Here is a 19,130-nt window from a genome sequence, read left to right on the forward strand (position 1 = left end):
TGCCTGTGCCTGAGCGACCACTGAGCCTGAGCGATTGCTCCGCCTGAGCCTGAACGAGCGCGCTACCCGCCTCTGAACGATCGCTCCACCTTGTGAGCCTGAACACCTTGTGGGCCTGAACGACCGCTCACCCGTCCCCGAGCGGCTCTGACCGTCCGGGCGCGATCTACGACGCGGTCGTGGGCGGAGCGGGAAGCGGCCTGCCCAGCGGCGGGGCGCCGGCATTGCCCACGCTGAGAACCGCGCCAAGCGGCGAGAACGCCAGGGCGTGGCCGGCCGGGCTCCGCGCGGCGCCGAGGTCGCGTCGGATGCGCGGCGGTGTGATGCCGAGGATGGTCGCGTCGACGTCGCCCATGAAGGCGGTGCTCGGCACGATGCCGAGGGTGATTCGGCGTCGGCGGGATATGGGCGGGTCTGCCGGGGGAGAGGACGCGGGCATGACTTCTTCCTGGAGGATCGACTAGCCTTTTCACGCCAAAATAGAGACTCTCTTCTTTAGAGCCTCTCTATTTTAGAGAGAATGGAAAGAGGGGCCGACATGTCGACGGAGTCGGGAAGCCGCGCGGAGATGATCATGGCGGTGTCCGGCCAGGGACGCCTGACGGCCATGCGAGCCGCACTGTTCCACGTCGGCATCGCCGGCCGGGCCGGAATCAACGTGACCGACTTCAACTGCCTGGCCGTCCTCGACAAGGAGGGGCCCCTGACCCCCCACGACCTCGCCCCGCGGATAGGGCTGACGCGCGGTGGCGCCATCACCGCGGTCGTGGACCGCCTGCAGAAGGCGGGATACGTGCGCCGCGGCCGGGACGGCGCCGACCGGCGCCGCGTCCTCGTCGAGCTGGTGCGCGAGGGTCCCTACCGCGCGTTGCAGGAGATCCTGGCGGACGTCAACCGCGCCTACGCCGATCTCGCCGAGAGCTACAGCGACGCGGAGCTGGTGATCATCCATGACTTCGCCGTCCGCGCCGACGACGTCATGCGGGAGCAGACCCGGCGGCTGTGGCGGGGCTGAGGGCGGAAACGCGGCGGCGCCGCCCCGGGAGAGCCCGTGGACGGCGCCGTCGTGAAAGCGGGAAGGTCAGGTCTTCGAGCTGGAACGCTTGAAGATCTTGTTGCCCAGCCAGACCAGCGGGTCGTACTTCCGGTCGACGACGCGCTCCTTCATGGGAATCAGCGCGTTGTCAGTGATCTTGATGTGCTCGGGGCAGACCTCGGTGCAGCACTTGGTGATGTTGCAGTAGCCGAGACCGTGCTCCTCCTGGGCGGAGTCCTTGCGGTCGGCCACGTCGTACGGGTGCATGTCCAGCTCGGCGATCCGCATCAGGAAGCGCGGACCGGCGAAGTTGGTCTTGTTCTCCTCGTGGTCGCGGATGACGTGACAGACGTTGTTGCACATGAAGCACTCGATGCACTTGCGGAACTCCTGGGACCGCTCGACGTCGATCTGCTGCATGCGGAACTCGCCCGGCTTCACGTCGGCCGGAGGGGTGAAGGACGGGATCTCCCTGGCCTTCTGGTAGTTGAACGACACGTCCGTGACGAGGTCCTTGATCACCGGGAACGTCCGCATGGGCGTCACGGTGATCGTCTCCTCCTCGGTGAAGGTGGACATCCGGGTCATGCACCCGAGCTTCGGCTTGCCGTTGATCTCCATCGAGCACGAGCCACACTTGCCGGCCTTGCAGTTCCAGCGGACGGCCAGATCGGGGACCTGGGTGGCCTGAAGCCTGTGGATGATGTCGAGGACGACCTCGCCCTCGTTCACCTCGACCGTGAAGTCCTCAAGCTTGCCTTCGCCGCCCTCGCCCCGCCAGACGCGGAACTTCGCCTTGTAACTCATGGTTACTCCTTGGCCAGCGCGTCAAAGGCGGCCAGCTCTTCCTCGGTGATGTACTTCTTCAGCTCGTCGCGGTCGAACAACGTGATGAGGTCGTCCCGCATCGGAGGCTGTGCCTGCTCCTCCACCGTGACGCCGGAGCCGTCCGGGGTGAGCCCGCAGAGCAGGATCTTGGACCGCCAGTCGGGCGACATGCCGGGGAAGTCGTCGCGCGTGTGGCCGCCGCGGCTCTCCTGGCGCAGCAGCGCCGCCTTGGCCACGCACTCCGAGACCAGCAGCATGTTGCGCAGGTCGAGGGCGAGGTGCCAGCCCGGGTTGTAGATGCGGCTGCCTGCCGCACCGACGTTCTGGGCCCGCTCCTTGAGCTTCTCCACCGCCTCCAGCGCCTCGGAGACCTCCTCGGACTTGCGGATGATGCCGACCAGCTCGTTCATCGTCCGCTGCAGCTCGTGGTGGACCTCGTAGGGGTTCTCGCCCACGCGCTCCAGCGGGACCAGCGCCTCCGCGCTCGCCTCGGCCACGGCCTCCTCGGAGATCTTCGGCCGGGCCGCCAGGCCGTCCACGTACGAGGCCGCTCCCGCTCCCGCGCGGCGGCCGAACACCAGCAGGTCGGACAGCGAGTTGCCGCCCAGCCGGTTGGAGCCGTGCATGCCGCCGGAGACCTCACCGGCCGCGAACAGGCCGGGCACGGCCGCCGCGCCGGTGTCGGCGTCGACCTCGACGCCGCCCATGATGTAGTGGCACGTCGGGCCGACCTGCATGGCCTCCTTGGTGATGTCGACGTCGGCCAGCTCCTTGAACTGGTGGTGCATCGACGGCAGCCGCCTGATGATCTCAGTGGCGGGGAGGCGGGTGGAGACGTCGAGGTAGACGCCGCCCTGGGGTGATCCGCGGCCGGCCTTCACCTCGGAGTTGATGGCCCGCGCGACCTCGTCGCGGGGGAGCAGCTCCGGAGGGCGCCGGTTGTTGGCCTGGTCGATGTACCAGCGGTCGGCCTCCTCCTCGGTGGTGGCGTACTTGTCCTTGAACACCTCGGGGATGTAGTCGAACATGAAGCGCTTGCCCTCGGAGTTTCTCAGCACCCCGCCGTCACCGCGGACCGACTCGGTGACGAGGATGCCCCTGACCGAGGGCGGCCAGACCATCCCGGTGGGATGGAACTGGATGAACTCCATGTTGATCAGCTTCGCGCCGGCCAGCAGGGCCAGCGCGTGGCCGTCGCCGGTGTACTCCCACGAGTTGGACGTGACCACGTACGACTTGCCGATGCCGCCGGTGGCCAGCACGATCGCGGGGGCGTCGAACAGGATGAGCTTGCCGTTCTCCCGCCAGTAGCCGAAGGCCCCGGAGATCGCGCCGCTCCCGCCGGGCCCCGTCTCCTTGAGCAGGCGGGTGACCGTGCACTCCTGGAAGACCTTGATGTACGCCTCGGCGTCGCCGTGGAGCCTCTCGTCCTCCTGCTGGAGCGCGACCACCCGCTGCTGCAGGGTGCGGATCAGCTCCAGGCCCGTGCGGTCGCCGACGTGGGCCAGCCGCGGGTACTCGTGCCCGCCGAAGTTACGCTGGCTGATCTTGCCGTCCTTGGTGCGGTCGAACAGCGCGCCCCAGGCCTCCAGCTCCCAGACCCGGTCGGGGGCCTCCTTGGCGTGCAGCTCGGCCATCCTCCAGTTGTTGAGGAACTTGCCGCCGCGCATGGTGTCGCGGAAGTGCACCATCCAGTTGTCGTCGCTGTTGACGTTGCCCATGGCGGCGGCGGCGCCGCCCTCGGCCATGACCGTGTGCGCCTTGCCGAACAGCGACTTGCAGACGATCGCCGTCCGCTTGCCCTGCTGGCGGGCCTCGATGGCCGCCCGCAGACCCGCACCGCCGGCGCCGATGACGACGACGTCGTATTCGTGACGCTCGATTTCCACAGGTGATCCTTATGCGAACGGGAAGGCGATGATGCCCTTGGCGACCAGGCGCACGTAGAGGTCGGCGCCCATGACGGAGAACATGGAGATCAGCGCGAGCTGCGAGTGCTTGGCGTTGAGCTTGGAGACGAAGCCCCACGCCCGGTAGCGGATCGGGTGCTTGGAGAAGTGGTTCAGGCGCCCGGCCGTGATGTGCCTGCAGGAGTGGCACGACAGGGTGTACAGGTTGATCAGGATCGCGTTGGCGATCAGGATCCACGTGCCCAGACCGGCCGGCCTGTCGATCAGGGCCTTCACCGCGTCGTACGCCAGGATGAGGCCGACGACGATCGCCGCGTAGAAGAAGTAGCGGTGAATGTTCTGCAGGATCAGCGGGAACCGCGACTCGCCGGAGTACTTCTTGTGCGGCTCGTTCACTCCGCAGGCCGGGGGCGAGAGCCAGAACCCCCGGTAGTAGGCCTTGCGGTAGTAGTAACAGGTGAAGCGGAACCCCGCGGGAAGGCCGAGGATCAGCAGACCGGGAGGCAGGGTGTACCAGTCGCCGAAGGGAGCGAGGCCGAACAGCCTGGCGTCCGGCGGGCAGCTCGTCGCCAGACAGGGCGAAGCGAACGGCGCGTGGTACGGCGACACGAAGTAGCTTGTATCAAAGATCGCCCACGTGGCGTAGACGAGGAATGCCGTGAAAATGAGGAAAGTGACCAGCGGATAGCGCCACCACTGGTCGGTTCGCAGGGTGCGCTCCTTGATCTGCGCACGTTGCCTTCTGGCCGGGCTCTCGGCCGTTGTCTGGGTCATCGAGACCTCTCCACCTCCCGCGGACCCCCCTCGCCCAGGGATCCGGGTTGTTTCAGTTGTGCCGCGCGCCGGGCCATGGTCGCGCCGGCTCACACGTGCGCGCGCATGTTGGTGGGGGATACGTTACGACGGAGCCTGGGGGTTGTGTGTAAGGGGTCTCTCACAATTTCACCGACCCGGTGTGATTCCTGTCACGTTCGTCTGACAGAGGCCCCCAGCCTGCGACGTCTCACGGGGTGGACGGTCACAGGGAGGTCTCGGGGGCCGCGGAGACGCGTGCGGCGGCCGGGCGACCCCTATCCGGCCCCTACCCCGGCGGGCCCTCAGTAGTGCTGGCTGGAGTTGGGAAGTTTGACGACGGTCACGAAGAAGTCGTCGATCCGCCGGACCACGCTGATGAACTGGTCGAAGTCGACCGGCTTGGAGACGTAGGCGTTGGCGTGCAGGTTGTAGCTGCGCAGGATGTCCTCCTCGGACTCCGACGTGGTCAGCACGACCACCGGGATCCCGCGGAGCTTCTCGTCGGCCTTGATGTCCTGCAGCACCTCCCGGCCGTCCTTGCGGGGCAGGTTGAGGTCGAGCAGGATCAGGTCGGGCCGGGGCACGTCGGCGTAGGCGCCCTCCTTGCGCAGGAAGGACATGGCCTGCTCGCCGTCGTTGACCACGTGCAGCTTGTTGCGGACCTTGTTGAGCTCGAACGCCTCCCGCGTCAGCAGGACGTCGCCCGGGTCGTCCTCGACCAGGAGCACGTCGATCCAGCGCAGGTCATTCATCAGTTCCTCCAGTGTGAAGACCCCGGCCTTCAGACCGGGGGAAACGCGGCGCGGTGCCGCGCGATTCGGTAGCGTGTTCGGCGGTGGCGATAATCAAGCCACCACATGCGTGATCAGCAACACCCTCGCCGCTGGGCTGGCGGAGAGATGAAACGCCTGTGGAGCTGGTGTAAGACCTCAAAGGAGTTTTCTCCTGCGGGCAACCGGCGGTGAAGCAGGAACTCTCACGGGCGACCGTGGGAATCCCCTCCCTCCGGGGAGGGGGGGATGTCAACCAGGTCTCCTGTGGGAAGGGTCCAGCGGAAGGTCGTGCCTGACGTGGCGGTCCTTTCGCTGTTCCCGATGGTTTCGGTGCTCTCGCCGTCTTCGGTGTCGACCCAGATGCGGCCACCGTGGTATTCGACGATCTTTTTGCAGAGCGCCAGCCCGATGCCCGTACCTGCGTACACGTCCCGTCCGTGCAGGCGCTGGAAAATCAGGAAGATGCGGTCAGTGTATTTGCTGTCGATGCCGATGCCGTTGTCGGTGCAGGAGAACTCCCACATGTCCCCGTCGCGCCGCACCCCGATGTGGATCACCGGCGGGTCCTGCGAGTGGAACTTGATCGCGTTGCCGATGAGGTTCTGGAAGAGCTGGGTCAGCTGCGCCCGGTTGCCGTGCACCTCGGGCAGCTCGTCGTGGGTCACCGTCGCCCCGGTGTCCTCGATGGTCGCGCCGAGGTTGTTCAGCGCGGCCCTCAACGGCACGTTGGCGTCGATCCTGGTGCGCTCGCCGCCCATCCTGCCGACCCGGGAGAAGTCGAGCAGGTCGTTGATCAGCATCTGCATGCGCTTGGCGCCGTCGACGGAGAAGGCGATGTACTGCTTGGCGCGCTCGTCGAGCTGGTCGCCGTAGCGCTGCTCCAGCATCTGGGTGAAGCTGGCCACCTTGCGCAGCGGCTCCTGCAGGTCGTGGCTGGCCACGTAGGCGAACTGCTCGAGCTCGCCGTTGGAGCGCCTCAGCTCCGCTGCCTGGTCCTCCAGCTTGCGCTGTGTCTCCGAGGACCGGCGCCACTCGGCGAGGATGCGGCGGCGCATCGCGTCGACGTGGCCCGACAGCTCGGACAGCTCGGCCGGGCGTTCGACCATGAGCCTGTGGTCGAAATCCCCCTGGGCGACCGCGCGGACCTGCTGGTTCAGCTCCGCCAGCGGGCGGAGCACCGCGTACCGCACGATGAGCACCGCGACGACCCCGGCCACGACCAGGGCCAGGGCCACCCCGATGAGCGCGACGTAGAGGGCCTGCCAGCCGAGGTCGAGCCGGACGACGCCGGCCTCGTGCAGCCGGTTCAGGTGGTTCTGGAGACCGGTGAGGGACTGGCGGATCTCGTTGAACCGGGTGGCGTTGATGGCGGCGTTCTGCCGGGCGGCCTCGGTCTTCAGGGTCGGTACGGCGGCGATGACCTTGTCCGCGTAGTCGCGTCGCCAGGCCTCTCCCGTCTCCTTCAGCCGGGCCACCTCGGCGCCGACCACCTGCCGTTCCGGTATCCGGGGGAGCAGCGAGGTGAGCATGTCCAGCGAGGCCTTCTCCGCGGTGATCGCGTTCCGGTAGTCCTGCAGGGAGACCGCCTCGTTGGTCCTGCCGTACGCCCGCACCGAGCTCTCCTGCGAGGTCATCGCGTTGGAGATCTCCAGGAGGCGCAGCGCCGCCGGGTCGATGACGTCGACCAGCGTCTCCCTGGCCTCTCGCGTCTCCTCGATCGACTTGATCGTGACGACGGCCGAGATCATGAAGACCAGCGCGATGCTCACCCCGGCGAACGTGAACCAGCGCCCCACCGGAAGGTTCCCGAACCCCTTCGCGGGGGTGAGCGCGGGCAGGGGGCGAGGGCTGGGGCCATCGCTCGAACGATCCGGACGTTCGGTCATCGTTTTCCGCTTCGAGAGATGAGCACGGTCGCCAGGTCGTCGCTGAGCGCGTCGCGGTTCAGCTCGATGACGCGCTCGATGAGGCGGTCGAGTTCGATCCCGCCCTGCTCCTCGACGAGCTTGAGCAGGCCCTCGGTGCCGAGCAGGTCGGGCCCGCCGCCCACCGTGGCCTCGATCAGGCCGTCGGTGTAGAGCAGCAGCGACCAGTCGTCGCCGAGCGGGACGTCGATCGCCGACCACCGGACGTCCTGGAAGATCCCCAGCGGGGGGCCCGAGGGGGTGCCGGGCACCACGCCGATCACGCCGTCGCGGATCAGCAGCGGTGGAGGGTGGCCGACCACGTGCATCCGCGCCCTGCTGAGCGTGGGGTCGATCGTGACGATGCACAGGGTGGTGAAGATCTCCGCGGACTTGCGCTCCAGGCGGAGCACCGACTCCAGGGTGCCGAGCAGCTCGTTGCCGGTGTGCCCGGCCAGGACCAGGGTTCGCCAGGCGATCCTGAGCGCGACCCCCAGCGCGGCCTCGTCGGGGCCGTGCCCGCACACGTCGCCGACCACCACGTGGACGGCGCCGTCGGGGCTCTGCACGGTGTCCCAGAAGTCACCGGCGAGAAGGGCGCGTCTGCGCCCCGGCAGGTAGCGGGCCTGGTGGTTCAGGGAACCCGGGGTCAGCAGCGGGACCGGCAGGAGCCCGCGTTCGAGGCGGGAGTTCTCCTTGGTGAGCAGCTCGGCCTCGACCAGCTTGCGCTGGGCCAGGTCGGCGCGCTTGCGCTCTATCGAGTAGCGGATCGCCCGCGCCAGCAGGCGGGCCTCCACGTCCTGCTTGACCAGGAAGTCCTGGGCGCCGGCGGCGACGGCTTCCACGCCGACGTGGGTGTCGTTCAGGCCGGTCAGCACGAGCACGGCGGCGTGCGGTGCCATCGACAGCACCTGCTCCAGTGCCTCGAGGCCGGTCGCGTCGGGCAGGGAGAGGTCGACGAGCACGCACCGCACGTCCTTGGTGAGGCGCTCCCGGCTCTCGGCCAGGCTCCGCACCCAAATGATCTTGGGTGGGTTTTCCGCCTCGCTGAGCAGCTCTTCCACAAGGAAGGCGTCGCCCGCGTCGTCCTCGATGAGGAGGAGTGTGAGCGTTTCGTTGCCGGGGGCGGTCACTGACGCCTCTTCGTTGATCGGGAGAACCTGTCGACGCTACGTAGAATAGTGTGACACCGGGACTTAGAGGGTGTTGTCATTCACCTTGATCCACGTGGTCGCGCTCGTGCCCGCCGCACGTCAGGAACACGTCGCGGCGCCTGTCAGGTGCCCCTCGGGCATTCGCCGCCACTGCCCGGCCCCCAGGCCCGCAAACCTCCGGCCGTCGTCCGCGCACCCCGGCCGCCGTCCGTGAATCTCCGGCCGTCACGCGTGACGAGCGCCCGTGTCGTGTGCCGCGGCGGCGGTCTCCGGAGCGGACCCGCCAGGCGGGGATCAGCTCGCGGCGATCGACTCTCGGGGACAGCTCTCAGGGGACAGTTTTCGGTGATCAGTTCTCGGTGGTCAGTTCGAGTCCCTGGGGGAGGCTGCCGTCGCGGGCGGCCTCGGTGAGGAAGAGGAGCAGGGTCGCGCGAAAGGCCTGGGCGGCGCGGGTGGGCTCGACGTCCTTGCGGTGCGCGATGGCTATGGTGCGGCGCAGCCCGGGAGGCGCCAGAGGCGTTCCGGCCAGCCCGGGACGGCCGTCCAGCACCATCGAGGGAACCAGCGCGATCCCCAGTCCGGCCTCCACGAAGCGCAGCACGGCGTCCATCTCGCCGCCCTCCACCGCGAACCTGGGTTCGAACCCGGCCTGCCTGCAGGCGCTGAGCGTGGCCTCCCGCAGGTCGTACCCGCGCCTGAACATCACCATCGGCCGCCGCCGCAACTCCTCGATGCGCACGTACGGCCTGTGGGCGTGATCGTTCGAGGGGGAGGCGACGACGAGGTTCTCCCGCAGGATCTCCTCGGTGACGAGGGCGGGGTCGTCGCTGTGCAGCGGCATGATGATCAGCGCCAGGTCGAGCTGGCCGCGGGCGAGGGTGCGGACCAGGTCGCGGGAGCCGCCCTCCTCCACGAACAGCTCGATGCCGGGGTAGGCGTGGTGGAACCTGGCCAGCGCGTCGGCGAGCAGCCCGGCGCAGAGCGAGGGGGTCGCGCCCAGCCGGACCCGGCCGCGGCGCAGGCCGGCCAGCTCGCCGACCTCGCTCCTGGCGGTCTCGGCGTCGGCCAGCATCCTGCGGGCCAGCGGCAGCAGCGCCTCGCCCGCCTGGGTCAGCGTGACGTTGCCCCGGGCGCGGCTGAACAGCGGCGCGCCGAGCTCGGTCTCCAGGGCCTTGATCTGCTTGCTCAGCGAGGGCTGGGCGACGCGCATCCCCTCGGCGGCCTGGGTGAAGTGCCGGGCCTCGGCGACCGCCACGAAGTAGGCGAGTTGCTGGAGCTGCACGTTTCCCAAGCGTAGGGGGTTCCCCGGCGTACGGTTTGCCGGGTGTGCGTTCTTGAGCGTGCGAGTCCTCTCCTTGGACGTACGAGTCCTCGCGGGTGTGAGGGCTTGGGCGTCCGGGGACCGGCCCGCAGGACCTGTCATGACATGTCGGGATATAGCGCATGGAACTTCCGGCCTCGGATCCGGGGCCGGAGGTGGGGTGGGAGACGATGAGAGATCGCTGTAAGGAAGTTGTGAGATTGCTCGCACCCCGCGGGGGCCGCGTTTTCGGAAGCGGCGGGGACGCAGAGCTAATAGCCACAGGCTATGGAAACCACATCTACGATGACTTGGACGCAGGTAAATCCTCCTACCTAGCGTGACAAGCGTGACTGCCACGATTGAGCGCGGATCCGCCACCGCGCCGGTGAACCCCCCGGCGGACGCCCCCGCGAAGCCGACGCCGCCCAGGCGGCGGGGCGGCTTCCTGAGCTCCTCCAACGGCAAGAAGGTCGTGATGGCCGTCACGGGTGCCGTCATGGTGCTCTTCCTGGTCGGCCACATGGCCGGAAACCTCAAGAGCTTCTTCGGCGCCGACTCCTTCAACTCCTACGCGGCCTTCCTGCGGACCATGGGCGAGCCGATCCTGCCCCACCGCGTCCTGCTGACCGTCGTCGAGATCGGACTGGTCGCCGCGGTCGGGCTGCACATGTGGGCGGCGATCTCCCTGACCCGCCGGGCGCGCAAGGCACGTCCGGTCAGGTACGCGGCCAGGCGCAAGTCCCGGGCGGGCGGCTACGCGGTCCACACCATGCGCTACGGCGGCGTCGTCATCGTGCTGTTCGTGGTCTACCACCTGCTCGACCTGACGTTCGGCGCGGCCAACCCGGCGGGTGCCGGTTCCACCCCGTACGAGCGCCTGGTCGAGGGCTTCGCGCCGTCCCGCTGGTGGGTCACCCTGTTCTACGTGCTCGCCGTCACCATGGTCGGCCTGCACCTGCGCCACGGCCTGTGGAGCGCCTTCCAGACGCTCGGCCTGGCGGGCCGCCGCAGCTACCGCTCGCTGAAGGCCGCCGCCACGGGCCTGTCGGCGCTGCTGGTCGTCGGTTTCCTCGCGGTCCCGGTCGCGGTCGCGATCGGAGTGATCAAGTGAGCGGGGCCCGGCGCGACGAGCGCGGCGACGTACGAGGAGCGGGCCTCCCATACGGCGGGCAAGAGGCGGATCTTCCGCGTGGTGAACGAGGAGCGGGTTTTCCGCGTGGTGAACGAGGAGCGGATCTTCCGCGTGGCGAACGAGGAGCGGTGAGCGGGTCATGACCACGAAATACACAGAGGGTGCGCCGATCCGCGACACCAAGGCCCCCGACGGCCCGATCGAGGACCGCTGGGAGAAGCGCAAGTTCGGCGCCAAGCTGGTCAACCCGGCCAACAAGCGCAAGCTGAACGTCATCGTCGTGGGCACCGGGCTGGCGGGCGGCTCGGCCGCCGCGACCCTCGGCGAGCTGGGCTACAACGTCAAGTCGTTCTGCTACCAGGACACGCCCCGGCGCGCGCACTCCATCGCGGCCCAGGGCGGCATCAACGCGGCCAAGAACTACCGGGGCGACGGCGACTCGATCTACCGGCTGTTCTACGACACGGTCAAGGGCGGCGACTTCCGCGCCCGCGAGTCCAACGTCTACCGGCTCGCCCAGGTCAGCGTGAACATCATCGACCAGGCCGTGGCCCAGGGCGTGCCGTTCGCCCGCGAGTACGGCGGCCTCCTCGACACCCGCTCCTTCGGCGGCGCGCAGGTCTCCCGTACCTTCTACGCCAGGGGCCAGACGGGCCAGCAGCTCCTGCTCGGCGCGTACCAGGCGCTGGAGCGGCAGATCGCGGCCGGCACCGTCGAGATGCACACCCGCCACGAGATGCTCGACCTGATCATCTCCGACGGCCGGGCGCGCGGCGTCATCGTCCGCGACATGGTCACCGGCGAGATCGAGCGGCACCTGGCCGACGCGGTCGTGCTGGCCAGCGGCGGGTACGGCAACGTGTTCTTCCTGTCGACCAACGCCAAGGGCTGCAACACCACGGCGATCTGGCGGGCGCACCGGCGCGGCGCGATGTTCGCCAACCCCTGCTACACCCAGATCCACCCGACCTGCATCCCGGTCAGCGGCGATTACCAGTCGAAGCTGACCCTGATGTCGGAGTCGCTGCGCAACGACGGCCGCGTGTGGGTGCCGTTGGAGCGGGGCGACACCCGTCCGGCCTCGGAGATCCCCGAGGAGGAGCGCGACTACTACCTGGAGCGCATCTACCCGGCGTTCGGCAACCTGGTCCCGCGCGACATCGCCTCCCGCGCCGCCAAGAACGTCTGCGACGAGGGTCGCGGTGTCGGTCCCGGCGGCCTGGGTGTCTACCTCGACTTCGCCGACGCGATCCGCCGCCTGGGCCGCGACGCGGTGGAGAAGAAGTACGGCAACCTCTTCGAGATGTACGAGCGCATCACCGGCGAGGACCCCTACGCCCAGCCGATGCGCATCTACCCGGCCGTCCACTACACGATGGGCGGCCTGTGGGTGGACTACGACCTGCAGTCCACGATCCCCGGCCTGTTCGTGATCGGCGAGGCCAACTTCTCCGACCACGGCGCCAACCGCCTCGGCGCGTCCGCGCTGATGCAGGGCCTGGCCGACGGCTACTTCGTGCTGCCGACCACGATCGGCGACTACCTCGCGAACGGCCCGTACGGCGAGGTCGACGAGCAGGCCGTGGCCGAGGCCGAGGTCGCGGTGCGCGAGAAGATCGCCAGGCTGCTGTCGAACGACGGCGACCGCACCGCCGACTCCTACCACCGTGAGCTGGGCAAGCTCATGTGGGACTACTGCGGCATGGAGCGCACCGAGGAGTCGCTGCGCAAGGCCCTGGAGCGGATCCCCGAGCTGCGCGAGGAGTTCTGGAGGAACGTGAAGGTCTCCGGCGAGGCCGGGGAGCTCAACCAGGCGCTGGAGCGGGCCGGGCGGGTGGCCGACTTCTTCGACCTGGCAGAGCTGATGTGCATCGACGCGCTGCACCGCACCGAGTCGTGCGGCGGCCACTTCCGCGCCGAGTCGCAGGACGCCGACGGCGAGGCCCTGCGCGACGACGAGCACTTCGCCTACGTCGCGGCCTGGGAGCACGGGGAGCAGGGCCCGATCCTGCACAAGGAAGACCTCGACTACGAGTACGTCAAGATGAGCCAGCGGAGCTACAAGTGAACCTCACCCTCAAGGTCTGGCGGCAGAAGGGCCCCGAGGACAAGGGCCGAATGGTCACCTACCGGGTCGAGGACGTGTCACCGGACATGTCCTTCCTGGAGATGCTCGACGTCCTCAACGAGCGGCTCATCCTGGAGGGCGACGACCCGGTCGCCTTCGACCACGACTGCCGCGAGGGCATCTGCGGCATGTGCGGCATGGTCATCAACGGCGTCGCGCACGGCGAGCAGGTTGCCACCACCACCTGCCAGCTGCACATGCGGCACTTCGAGGACAACGCGGTCATCACCATCGAGCCGTGGCGCGCCGCGCCCTTCCCCGTGGTGAAGGACCTGGTCGTGGACCGCTCGGCGTTCGACCGGATCATCCAGGCGGGCGGCTTCGTCTCCGTCCCGGCGGGATCGGCCCCCGACGCGCACAGCGTCCCGGTGAAGAAGGTCGACGCCGACTCGGCGTTCGACGCGGCCACCTGCATCGGCTGCGGCGCGTGCGTCGCCGCCTGCCCGAACGGCTCGGCCTCCCTCTTCACCGCCGCCAAGATCACTCACCTGGGCCTGCTGCCGCAGGGCCAGCCCGAGCGCGACTCCCGCGCCAGGGCCATGGTCGAGCAGATGGACGCGGAGGGCTTCGGCGGCTGCACCAACACCGGCGAGTGCACGGCGGTCTGTCCCAAGGGCATCCCGCTGGACACCATCGCCCAGATGAACCGCGACTACCTGCGAGCCACCAAGTAGGTTCCCCGAAGAAGACGGGAGCCGCCCCAACTGCGGGGGCGGCTCCCGCTTTTTCCGTCCCGGATCGTCAGTGCTCTCCGGTTGACGCGATACACGTCCCGCACACGTCCCGCACACGTCCCGCACACGTCCCGCACACGTCCCGCGCCGGGCCGTTACCGTCGGTCGTCCGCGATGTGCCGGTCCGGTGCCGGCCGAGCCGGGCGCGAGCCGATCGCGGGCCTCGATTCTGCCGGGGCGACATGCGGAGTCCGCGTGTCGTCGACACGAACCGATCGCCCAGGAGAGAACCCGTGATGAGTCCCGAACCGACGCCGCGCCAGGAGATCGCCGAGCGCATGATCGAGATCTCCGCCGGGACGATCTTCCTGCGGGACGAGGGCACGAAGGTGACCTGGAAGGTCGAGGTGGGGGCCTTCCTGCTGGCGTCGCATCCCGTGACCCGCGAGCTGTACCGCGCCGTGCGGGGCGAAGGCGATGGCGAGGTGCCCGGGAGTCCGGCGGGGCCGCGGACGCCGGTGACCGAGGTCTCCTGGCGGGAGGCCGTCCGGTTCTGCAACCTGCTCTCCGAGGCGGCGGGGCTCGAACCCTGCTACTCGATGGGCGACGACCGCGACGGACGGGACGTGGTCTGCGACTGGGAGGCCGGCGGCTATCGCCTCCCGTCCGAGGCGGAGTGGGAGTACGCGTGCAGGGCCGGGACCTCCGGCGTCCGCTACGGAGAGCTGGACGAGATCGCCTGGTACGGCGGGAACTCCGGCGGCGAGGTGCACGACGTCGCGACCAGGGCGCCGAACGCGTGGGGCCTCCACGACATGATCGGCAACGTGTGGGAGTGGTGCTGGGATCTCTACGATCCCGGCGTCTACGGCCCGTACCGCGTGTTCCGCGGCGGAGGCGCGTATGACCTCCCCCGCGGATGCCGGGCGTCGTGCCGCCGCAAGAGTCACCCGACCTTCCGCGTCGACGACCTCGGATTCCGGCTCGCCCGATCGCGGTGAGCGGGGAGACACGCGACGGGGCCGGATGCCCTGGTGGCGCCGGTGCCCCGGCTCGCCCGGACCGGGGCACCCATTTGCCGGCCGCGTACCCGGCCTCTCGGTTCGGTACGGCTAGCCCATCTCGGTGACGATCTCCTGCCGCAGGCTCGTGAAGTCGAGGCCCGCGTCGGCCAGGACCTTGCTGCCCAGCCCCTCGCCCTCGCGCAGGATGCCCAGCAGGATGTGGCCGTCGCCGATGTAGTTGTGCTTGAGGCTGAGGGCCTCGCGCAGGGACAGCTCCAGGGTCTTCTTCGCCCGGGGGCTGAAGCGGATGTGGAAGCCGCCGAGCACGCGGCCCCGCCGTTCGACGTCGGGCCTGCGGTCCAGGGCGCCGGGCCCGAAGGCCGCCTCGACCTTCTCCCTGATGGCCGAAAGGTCGATGCCGATCGACTCCAGCGCCTCGGCGTCGAGGGCGTCGCCCGGCTTCGGCGGGGTGAGGCGGACGACCGACCGGTAGGCGCTGTCGTGGTCGAGGCCGTGACGGCCCAGTATCCGCGCCGCGAGGCTTTCCGGCTGGTCGAGCAGGCCGAGCAGGATGTGCTCGGTGCCGATGATGTCGTGCCGTAGCCTGCGGGCATTCTCCTGCGCGAGGGTCACCGCCTGGCGGGCCTCACTGTGGAACCGTTCGAACATCGCTATCTCTCCCGTCTCAGCAAACCTCGGCCGCCCGCGTACTTCTTGTGCACCGCCTGCCGGGTCACTTCCAGGCAGTGCGCGATCTCCTGCCAGGACCAGCCCTGCTCCCGCGCGTTCTCCACCTGGAGGGCCTCCAGCCGGTCGACCAGCGTCCGCAGTGCCCGCACGGCCCGCAGGCCCACGGCCGGATCGCGGCTACCGGCGTCTGATGCCAGCTGCGCCGTATCACTCATGTATGTCAATTTAGGTTGACGCGCATCTTTTGTCAACTCTGATTGACGACGACACGCCGAGAGGGCCGAAAATGATTTGCCTGGTCAGGCCGGAGTTTGTAACCCTTGCAGGGACATGCGCTCCTTACCCACCGCCGACCCCGGCGTTCCCGATGCCCGCAGCCCGGCCAGATACCTGCGGTGGGTGGCCCGCATGCAAAGGGGCCCGCTGCTCCTCGGCATCGTCTACTCCATCCTGTGGTGGCTCGCGATGGCGCTCGTGCCGTACGCCATGGGCAAGGGGATCGACGCCATCACGGCCAAGGACATGCCGGCCCTGACCACCTGGGGCGGGGTGGCGCTCGCGCTGGGGATCTCGCAGGCCGTCACGGGCGTTCTGCGCCACCGGCTGGCCGTCTACAACTGGCTGGCCGCCGCCTACCGGACCGTCCAGGTCACCGCCAGGCAGGCGACCCGCCTGGGCGCGACCCTGCCCAAGCGCATGTCCACCGGCGAGGTCGTCAGCGTCGGCAACTCCGACATCGCCCACATCGGCAACGCGATCGACATCCTGATCCGGGGCATCGGCGCGATCGTCGCCATCGCCGTCGTGACCGTCATCCTGATAGGCAGCTCGCCGCCGCTCGGCCTGACGGTGCTGGTGGGCCTGCCCCTCATGGCCGTCGCCGTCGCCCCCCTGCTCAAGCCGCTGCACCGCCGCCAGAACGCCCACCGCGACCTGCAGGGCGACCTCTCCACCCGCGCCGCCGACATCGTCGCCGGCCTGCGGGTGCTGCGCGGCATCGGCGGCGAGCGGGTCTTCGCCGACCGCTACGGCGTGGAGTCCCAGCGGGTGCGGCGGGCGGGAGTGCGGGTGGCCTCCGTCGAGTCGATGCTGGAGGGCGCGCAGGTCCTGCTGCCGGGGCTGCTGGTCACCGCGGTGACCTGGCTCGGCGCGACCTTCGCGATGCGCGGCGAGATCAGCGCCGGTCAGCTCGTCGCCTTCTACGGCTACGCCGCCTTCCTGATCGCCCCCGTGCGCACCCTCACCGAGGCCGCGGACAAGCTGACCAAGGGGCACGTCGCCGCCCGCAGGGTGATGCGCATCCTCTCGCTGAAGCCGGAGGTGGAGGGCGGCTCCGACCGCTCGGAGGGTGGCCTGCTGCGCGACGTGACCTCCGGGGTCGCCGTGCGCCCCGGCATGCTCACCGCCGTCGCGGCGGCCCTCCCCGAGGAGGCCGCGACCATCGCCGACCGGCTCGGCCGCTACAGCGAGGGCGACGTCGACTTCGGCGACGTGGCGCTCGCGAGCCTGCCGATCTCCGAGGTGCGCCGCCGGATCCTCGTCGCCGACAACGACGCCAAGCTGTTCGCCGGGGTGCTCAGGGAGGAGCTCGACGTCACCGGCCGGGCCACGGCCGACGAGCTCGACCAGGCGCTGCGGGCCGCGTGCGCCGAGGACATCGTCGAGGCGCTGCCCGGCGGTCTCGACGGGCGCGTCGCCGAGGCGGGCCGGGAGTTCTCCGGCGGCCAGCAGCAGCGGCTCAGGCTCGCCAGGGCGCTGACCCTCGACCCGGAGGTGCTGATCCTCATCGAGCCCACCAGCGCGGTCGACGCCCACAGCGAGGCGCGCATCGCCGACCGGCTGGCCAAGGCCCGCGCCGGCAAGACCACGCTGGTCTGCACGACCAGCCCGCTGGTGCTCGACCGCACCGACCACGTCATCTACGTCGAGGGAGGCGTCGTGCGCGCCCAGGGCACGCACCGGGAGCTGCTGGCCGCCCACCCGGGTTACACCGCCGTCGTCACCCGTGGGGAAGAGTCATGAGCAGGCAGATCCTGCCTGTCGCCGACCAGGCGCAGGTCCGGGCGTACGCACGCAGGCTCACCCTGAAGTATCCCCGCGACCTGACCGTGGCCCTGCTCCTGCACGCCGTGGCCGCCGTCGCGGGCCTGGCGGTGCCGTGGCTGCTCGGCGGTCTCGTCCAGGGCGTCCACGACGGCGCCGGGACCGACGTCACCCAGGTGTCGCTGGCCATCGGCGGCTTCGTGGTCGCCCAGGCGGTGCTGGTCAGGTTCGCCGTCTACGCCTCCTCCAGGCTCGGGGAGAAGGTCCTCGCCGAGCTGCGCGAGGAGTTCGTCGGGCGGGTGCTCGGCCTGCCGCTGTCCACGGTCGAGCGCGCCGGATCCGGCGACCTGATCTCGCGGACCTCGCGCGACGTCGACTCGCTGTCGCGCACGGTGCGGCACGCCGTGCCCGAGACGCTGATCGCGCTGGTCACCTGCGTGATCAGCGTCGGCGCGCTGCTGCTGGTCGGGCCGCTGCTCGCGCTGCCCTCGCTGCTGGCCGTCCCCATCCTGTGGATCTCCACCCGCTGGTATCTCAAGCGGGCCAGAGACGGCTACCTGCGCGAGAGCGCGGCGTACGCCGACATGACCGACGGGCTGGCCGAGACGGTCAACGGCGCCCGCGCCGTGGAGGCCCTGGGCCTGCAGGGGCGGCGCCACCGTCGCACCGACGCCGACATCGCCGAGTCGTGGGCGGCCGAGAGTTACACGCTGCGGCTGCGCACGGTCTGGTTCCCGTCGGTCGAGCTCGGCTACGTGATCCCGATCGTGGCGACGCTGGTCATCGGCGGCTTCTTCTACATCCGGGGCTGGGTCTCGCTGGAGCAGGTCACCGCCGCCACGCTGTACGTCCAGCAGCTCATCGACCCGCTCGACCGGCTGCTCATGTGGATCGACGAGCTCCAGGTCGGCGGCGCCTCCATGGCCCGCCTGCTGGGCGTCGCCGAGGTGCCCGACGACCGCGAGGCCGGTTCGGGCGCCCCCGAGGGCAGCGAGCTGAAGGCCGACGACGTCCGCTACGCCTACCGCGAGGGCCACGACGTGCTGCACGGCATCGACCTGACGGTCAAGCCGGGCGAGAGGCTGGCCATGGTCGGCCCGTCCGGGGCGGGCAAGTCCACACTGGGGCGCCTGCTGGCGGGCATCCACGGCCCCCGCACCGGCTCGGTCGCGGTCGGCGGGGTCCCGCTGGTCGAGCTCCCCCTCGACGACCTGCGCGGCCATGTCGCCCTGGTGACCCAGGAGCACCACATCTTCCGGGGCACCGTACGCGACAACGTGCTGATCGCCCGGCCCGACGCCGACGACGCGCGGGTCCGCGAGGTGCTGGAGGCCGTCAACGCCTGGGAGTGGGTCGAGGCCCTGCCCGAAGGGCTCGACACGGCCGTCGGCTCCGGCGGCGAGTCCATCCCCGCCGCCCAGGCGCAGCAGCTGGCCCTGGCCCGACTGGTCCTGGCCGACCCGCACACCCTCGTCCTCGACGAGGCCACCTCGCTGATCGACCCCCGCGCCGCCCGTCACCTGGAGCGCTCGCTGGCCGCCGTCCTCGACGGCCGTACGGTCATCGCCATCGCGCACCGCCTCTACACGGCCCACGACGCCGACCGCGTCGCGGTGGTGGAAGACGGCCGCATCAGCGAACTCGGCTCCCACGACGAGCTGGTCGCGGCGGGAGGCTCCTACGCGGCCCTGTGGAGCAGCTGGCACGGCACGTCCAGGTGAGAGTGACCTGCCATGCTTCTCGCCCGGACATCCGG

At 69.7% G+C, this 19,130-nt stretch carries 17 protein-coding genes; 7 read left to right on the top strand and 10 right to left on the bottom strand.

The features are described 5' to 3' along the window. Positions 1-166: 166 nt before the first annotated feature. Positions 167-373 (bottom strand): hypothetical protein, encoded by a 207-nt coding sequence (locus ACSDR0_RS04635; protein ID WP_435287462.1) that lies wholly within the window; start codon positions 371-373, stop codon positions 167-169. 165 nt (positions 374-538) lie between these two features. On the opposite strand from ACSDR0_RS04635, the gene ACSDR0_RS04640 reads away from it, so the two are divergent. Beyond that, positions 539-1,015, top strand: coding sequence for a MarR family transcriptional regulator (locus ACSDR0_RS04640; RefSeq protein ID WP_435287463.1), 477 nt, complete (start codon positions 539-541; stop codon positions 1,013-1,015). A 66-nt stretch (positions 1,016-1,081) separates the two neighbouring features. On the opposite strand, the gene ACSDR0_RS04645 is transcribed toward ACSDR0_RS04640, so the two are convergent. The 7 genes from ACSDR0_RS04645 to ACSDR0_RS04675 form a co-directional block, all read right to left on the bottom strand. Further along, positions 1,082-1,843, bottom strand: a complete 762-nt coding sequence (locus tag ACSDR0_RS04645) for a succinate dehydrogenase/fumarate reductase iron-sulfur subunit (protein WP_435287464.1) — start codon at positions 1,841-1,843, stop codon at positions 1,082-1,084. Positions 1,844-1,845: 2 nt separating this feature from the next. After that, the gene (locus ACSDR0_RS04650) at positions 1,846-3,753 is read right to left on the bottom strand and encodes a fumarate reductase/succinate dehydrogenase flavoprotein subunit (protein ID WP_435287465.1); all 1,908 of its coding nucleotides are present in this window, start codon (positions 3,751-3,753) and stop codon (positions 1,846-1,848) included. A 9-nt stretch (positions 3,754-3,762) separates the two neighbouring features. After that, a complete protein-coding gene (locus ACSDR0_RS04655) occupies positions 3,763-4,548 on the bottom strand; it encodes a hypothetical protein (RefSeq protein WP_435287466.1) in 786 nt (261 codons plus the stop codon). Between the two features lie 323 nt (positions 4,549-4,871). Further along, positions 4,872-5,321 carry a response regulator gene (locus ACSDR0_RS04660; RefSeq protein WP_435287467.1) on the bottom strand — a complete coding sequence of 150 codons (450 nt, stop codon included), beginning with the start codon at positions 5,319-5,321 and terminating at the stop codon, positions 4,872-4,874. 224 nt (positions 5,322-5,545) lie between these two features. Beyond that, entirely contained in the window at positions 5,546-7,228 is a 1,683-nt protein-coding gene (locus ACSDR0_RS04665; protein WP_435287468.1) for a sensor histidine kinase, read from the bottom strand. Next, entirely contained in the window at positions 7,225-8,379 is a 1,155-nt protein-coding gene (locus ACSDR0_RS04670; RefSeq protein WP_435287469.1) for a PP2C family protein-serine/threonine phosphatase, read from the bottom strand. Before ACSDR0_RS04670 ends, ACSDR0_RS04665 begins: the two co-directional genes overlap by 4 nt. A 370-nt stretch (positions 8,380-8,749) precedes the next feature. Continuing rightward, positions 8,750-9,682 (bottom strand): LysR family transcriptional regulator, encoded by a 933-nt coding sequence (locus tag ACSDR0_RS04675; protein WP_435287470.1) that lies wholly within the window; start codon positions 9,680-9,682, stop codon positions 8,750-8,752. A gap of 367 nt (positions 9,683-10,049) precedes the next feature. Between ACSDR0_RS04675 and ACSDR0_RS04680 the strand changes: the two genes are divergently transcribed. The 4 genes from ACSDR0_RS04680 (at position 10,050) to ACSDR0_RS04695 (ending at position 14,638) form a co-directional block, all read left to right on the top strand. Beyond that, positions 10,050-10,814: a succinate dehydrogenase cytochrome b subunit gene (locus ACSDR0_RS04680; RefSeq protein ID WP_435287471.1), complete on the top strand. Its 765-nt coding sequence runs from the start codon at positions 10,050-10,052 to the stop codon at positions 10,812-10,814. Positions 10,815-10,974: 160 nt separating this feature from the next. Beyond that, the gene (locus ACSDR0_RS04685) at positions 10,975-12,903 is read left to right on the top strand and encodes a fumarate reductase/succinate dehydrogenase flavoprotein subunit (protein WP_435287472.1); all 1,929 of its coding nucleotides are present in this window, start codon (positions 10,975-10,977) and stop codon (positions 12,901-12,903) included. Then, the gene (locus ACSDR0_RS04690) at positions 12,900-13,637 is read left to right on the top strand and encodes a succinate dehydrogenase/fumarate reductase iron-sulfur subunit (RefSeq protein ID WP_435287473.1); all 738 of its coding nucleotides are present in this window, start codon (positions 12,900-12,902) and stop codon (positions 13,635-13,637) included. Before ACSDR0_RS04685 ends, ACSDR0_RS04690 begins: the two co-directional genes overlap by 4 nt. Positions 13,638-13,933: 296 nt before the next feature. Continuing rightward, positions 13,934-14,638 carry a formylglycine-generating enzyme family protein gene (locus tag ACSDR0_RS04695; RefSeq protein WP_435287474.1) on the top strand — a complete coding sequence of 235 codons (705 nt, stop codon included), beginning with the start codon at positions 13,934-13,936 and terminating at the stop codon, positions 14,636-14,638. A 111-nt stretch (positions 14,639-14,749) separates the two neighbouring features. Here ACSDR0_RS04695 and ACSDR0_RS04700 read toward each other — a convergent pair whose 3' ends face one another. Both ACSDR0_RS04700 and ACSDR0_RS04705 read right to left on the bottom strand, forming a co-directional pair. Beyond that, positions 14,750-15,310 carry a Clp protease N-terminal domain-containing protein gene (locus ACSDR0_RS04700; RefSeq protein ID WP_435287475.1) on the bottom strand — a complete coding sequence of 187 codons (561 nt, stop codon included), beginning with the start codon at positions 15,308-15,310 and terminating at the stop codon, positions 14,750-14,752. Positions 15,311-15,312: 2 nt separating this feature from the next. After that, positions 15,313-15,546: an RNA polymerase subunit sigma-70 gene (locus ACSDR0_RS04705; RefSeq protein ID WP_329085846.1), complete on the bottom strand. Its 234-nt coding sequence runs from the start codon at positions 15,544-15,546 to the stop codon at positions 15,313-15,315. A 115-nt stretch (positions 15,547-15,661) separates the two neighbouring features. Between ACSDR0_RS04705 and ACSDR0_RS04710 the strand changes: the two genes are divergently transcribed. Continuing rightward, positions 15,662-17,353: an ABC transporter ATP-binding protein gene (locus ACSDR0_RS04710; RefSeq protein ID WP_435287476.1), complete on the top strand. Its 1,692-nt coding sequence runs from the start codon at positions 15,662-15,664 to the stop codon at positions 17,351-17,353. Then, positions 17,350-19,095: an ABC transporter ATP-binding protein gene (locus ACSDR0_RS04715; RefSeq protein ID WP_435287477.1), complete on the top strand. Its 1,746-nt coding sequence runs from the start codon at positions 17,350-17,352 to the stop codon at positions 19,093-19,095. Before ACSDR0_RS04710 ends, ACSDR0_RS04715 begins: the two co-directional genes overlap by 4 nt. The last annotated feature ends 35 nt before the right edge of the window (positions 19,096-19,130 follow it).

Source organism: Streptosporangium sp. G11, from assembly GCF_051192615.1.
In the GTDB taxonomy this organism is placed as follows: Bacteria; Actinomycetota; Actinomycetes; order Streptosporangiales; family Streptosporangiaceae; genus Streptosporangium.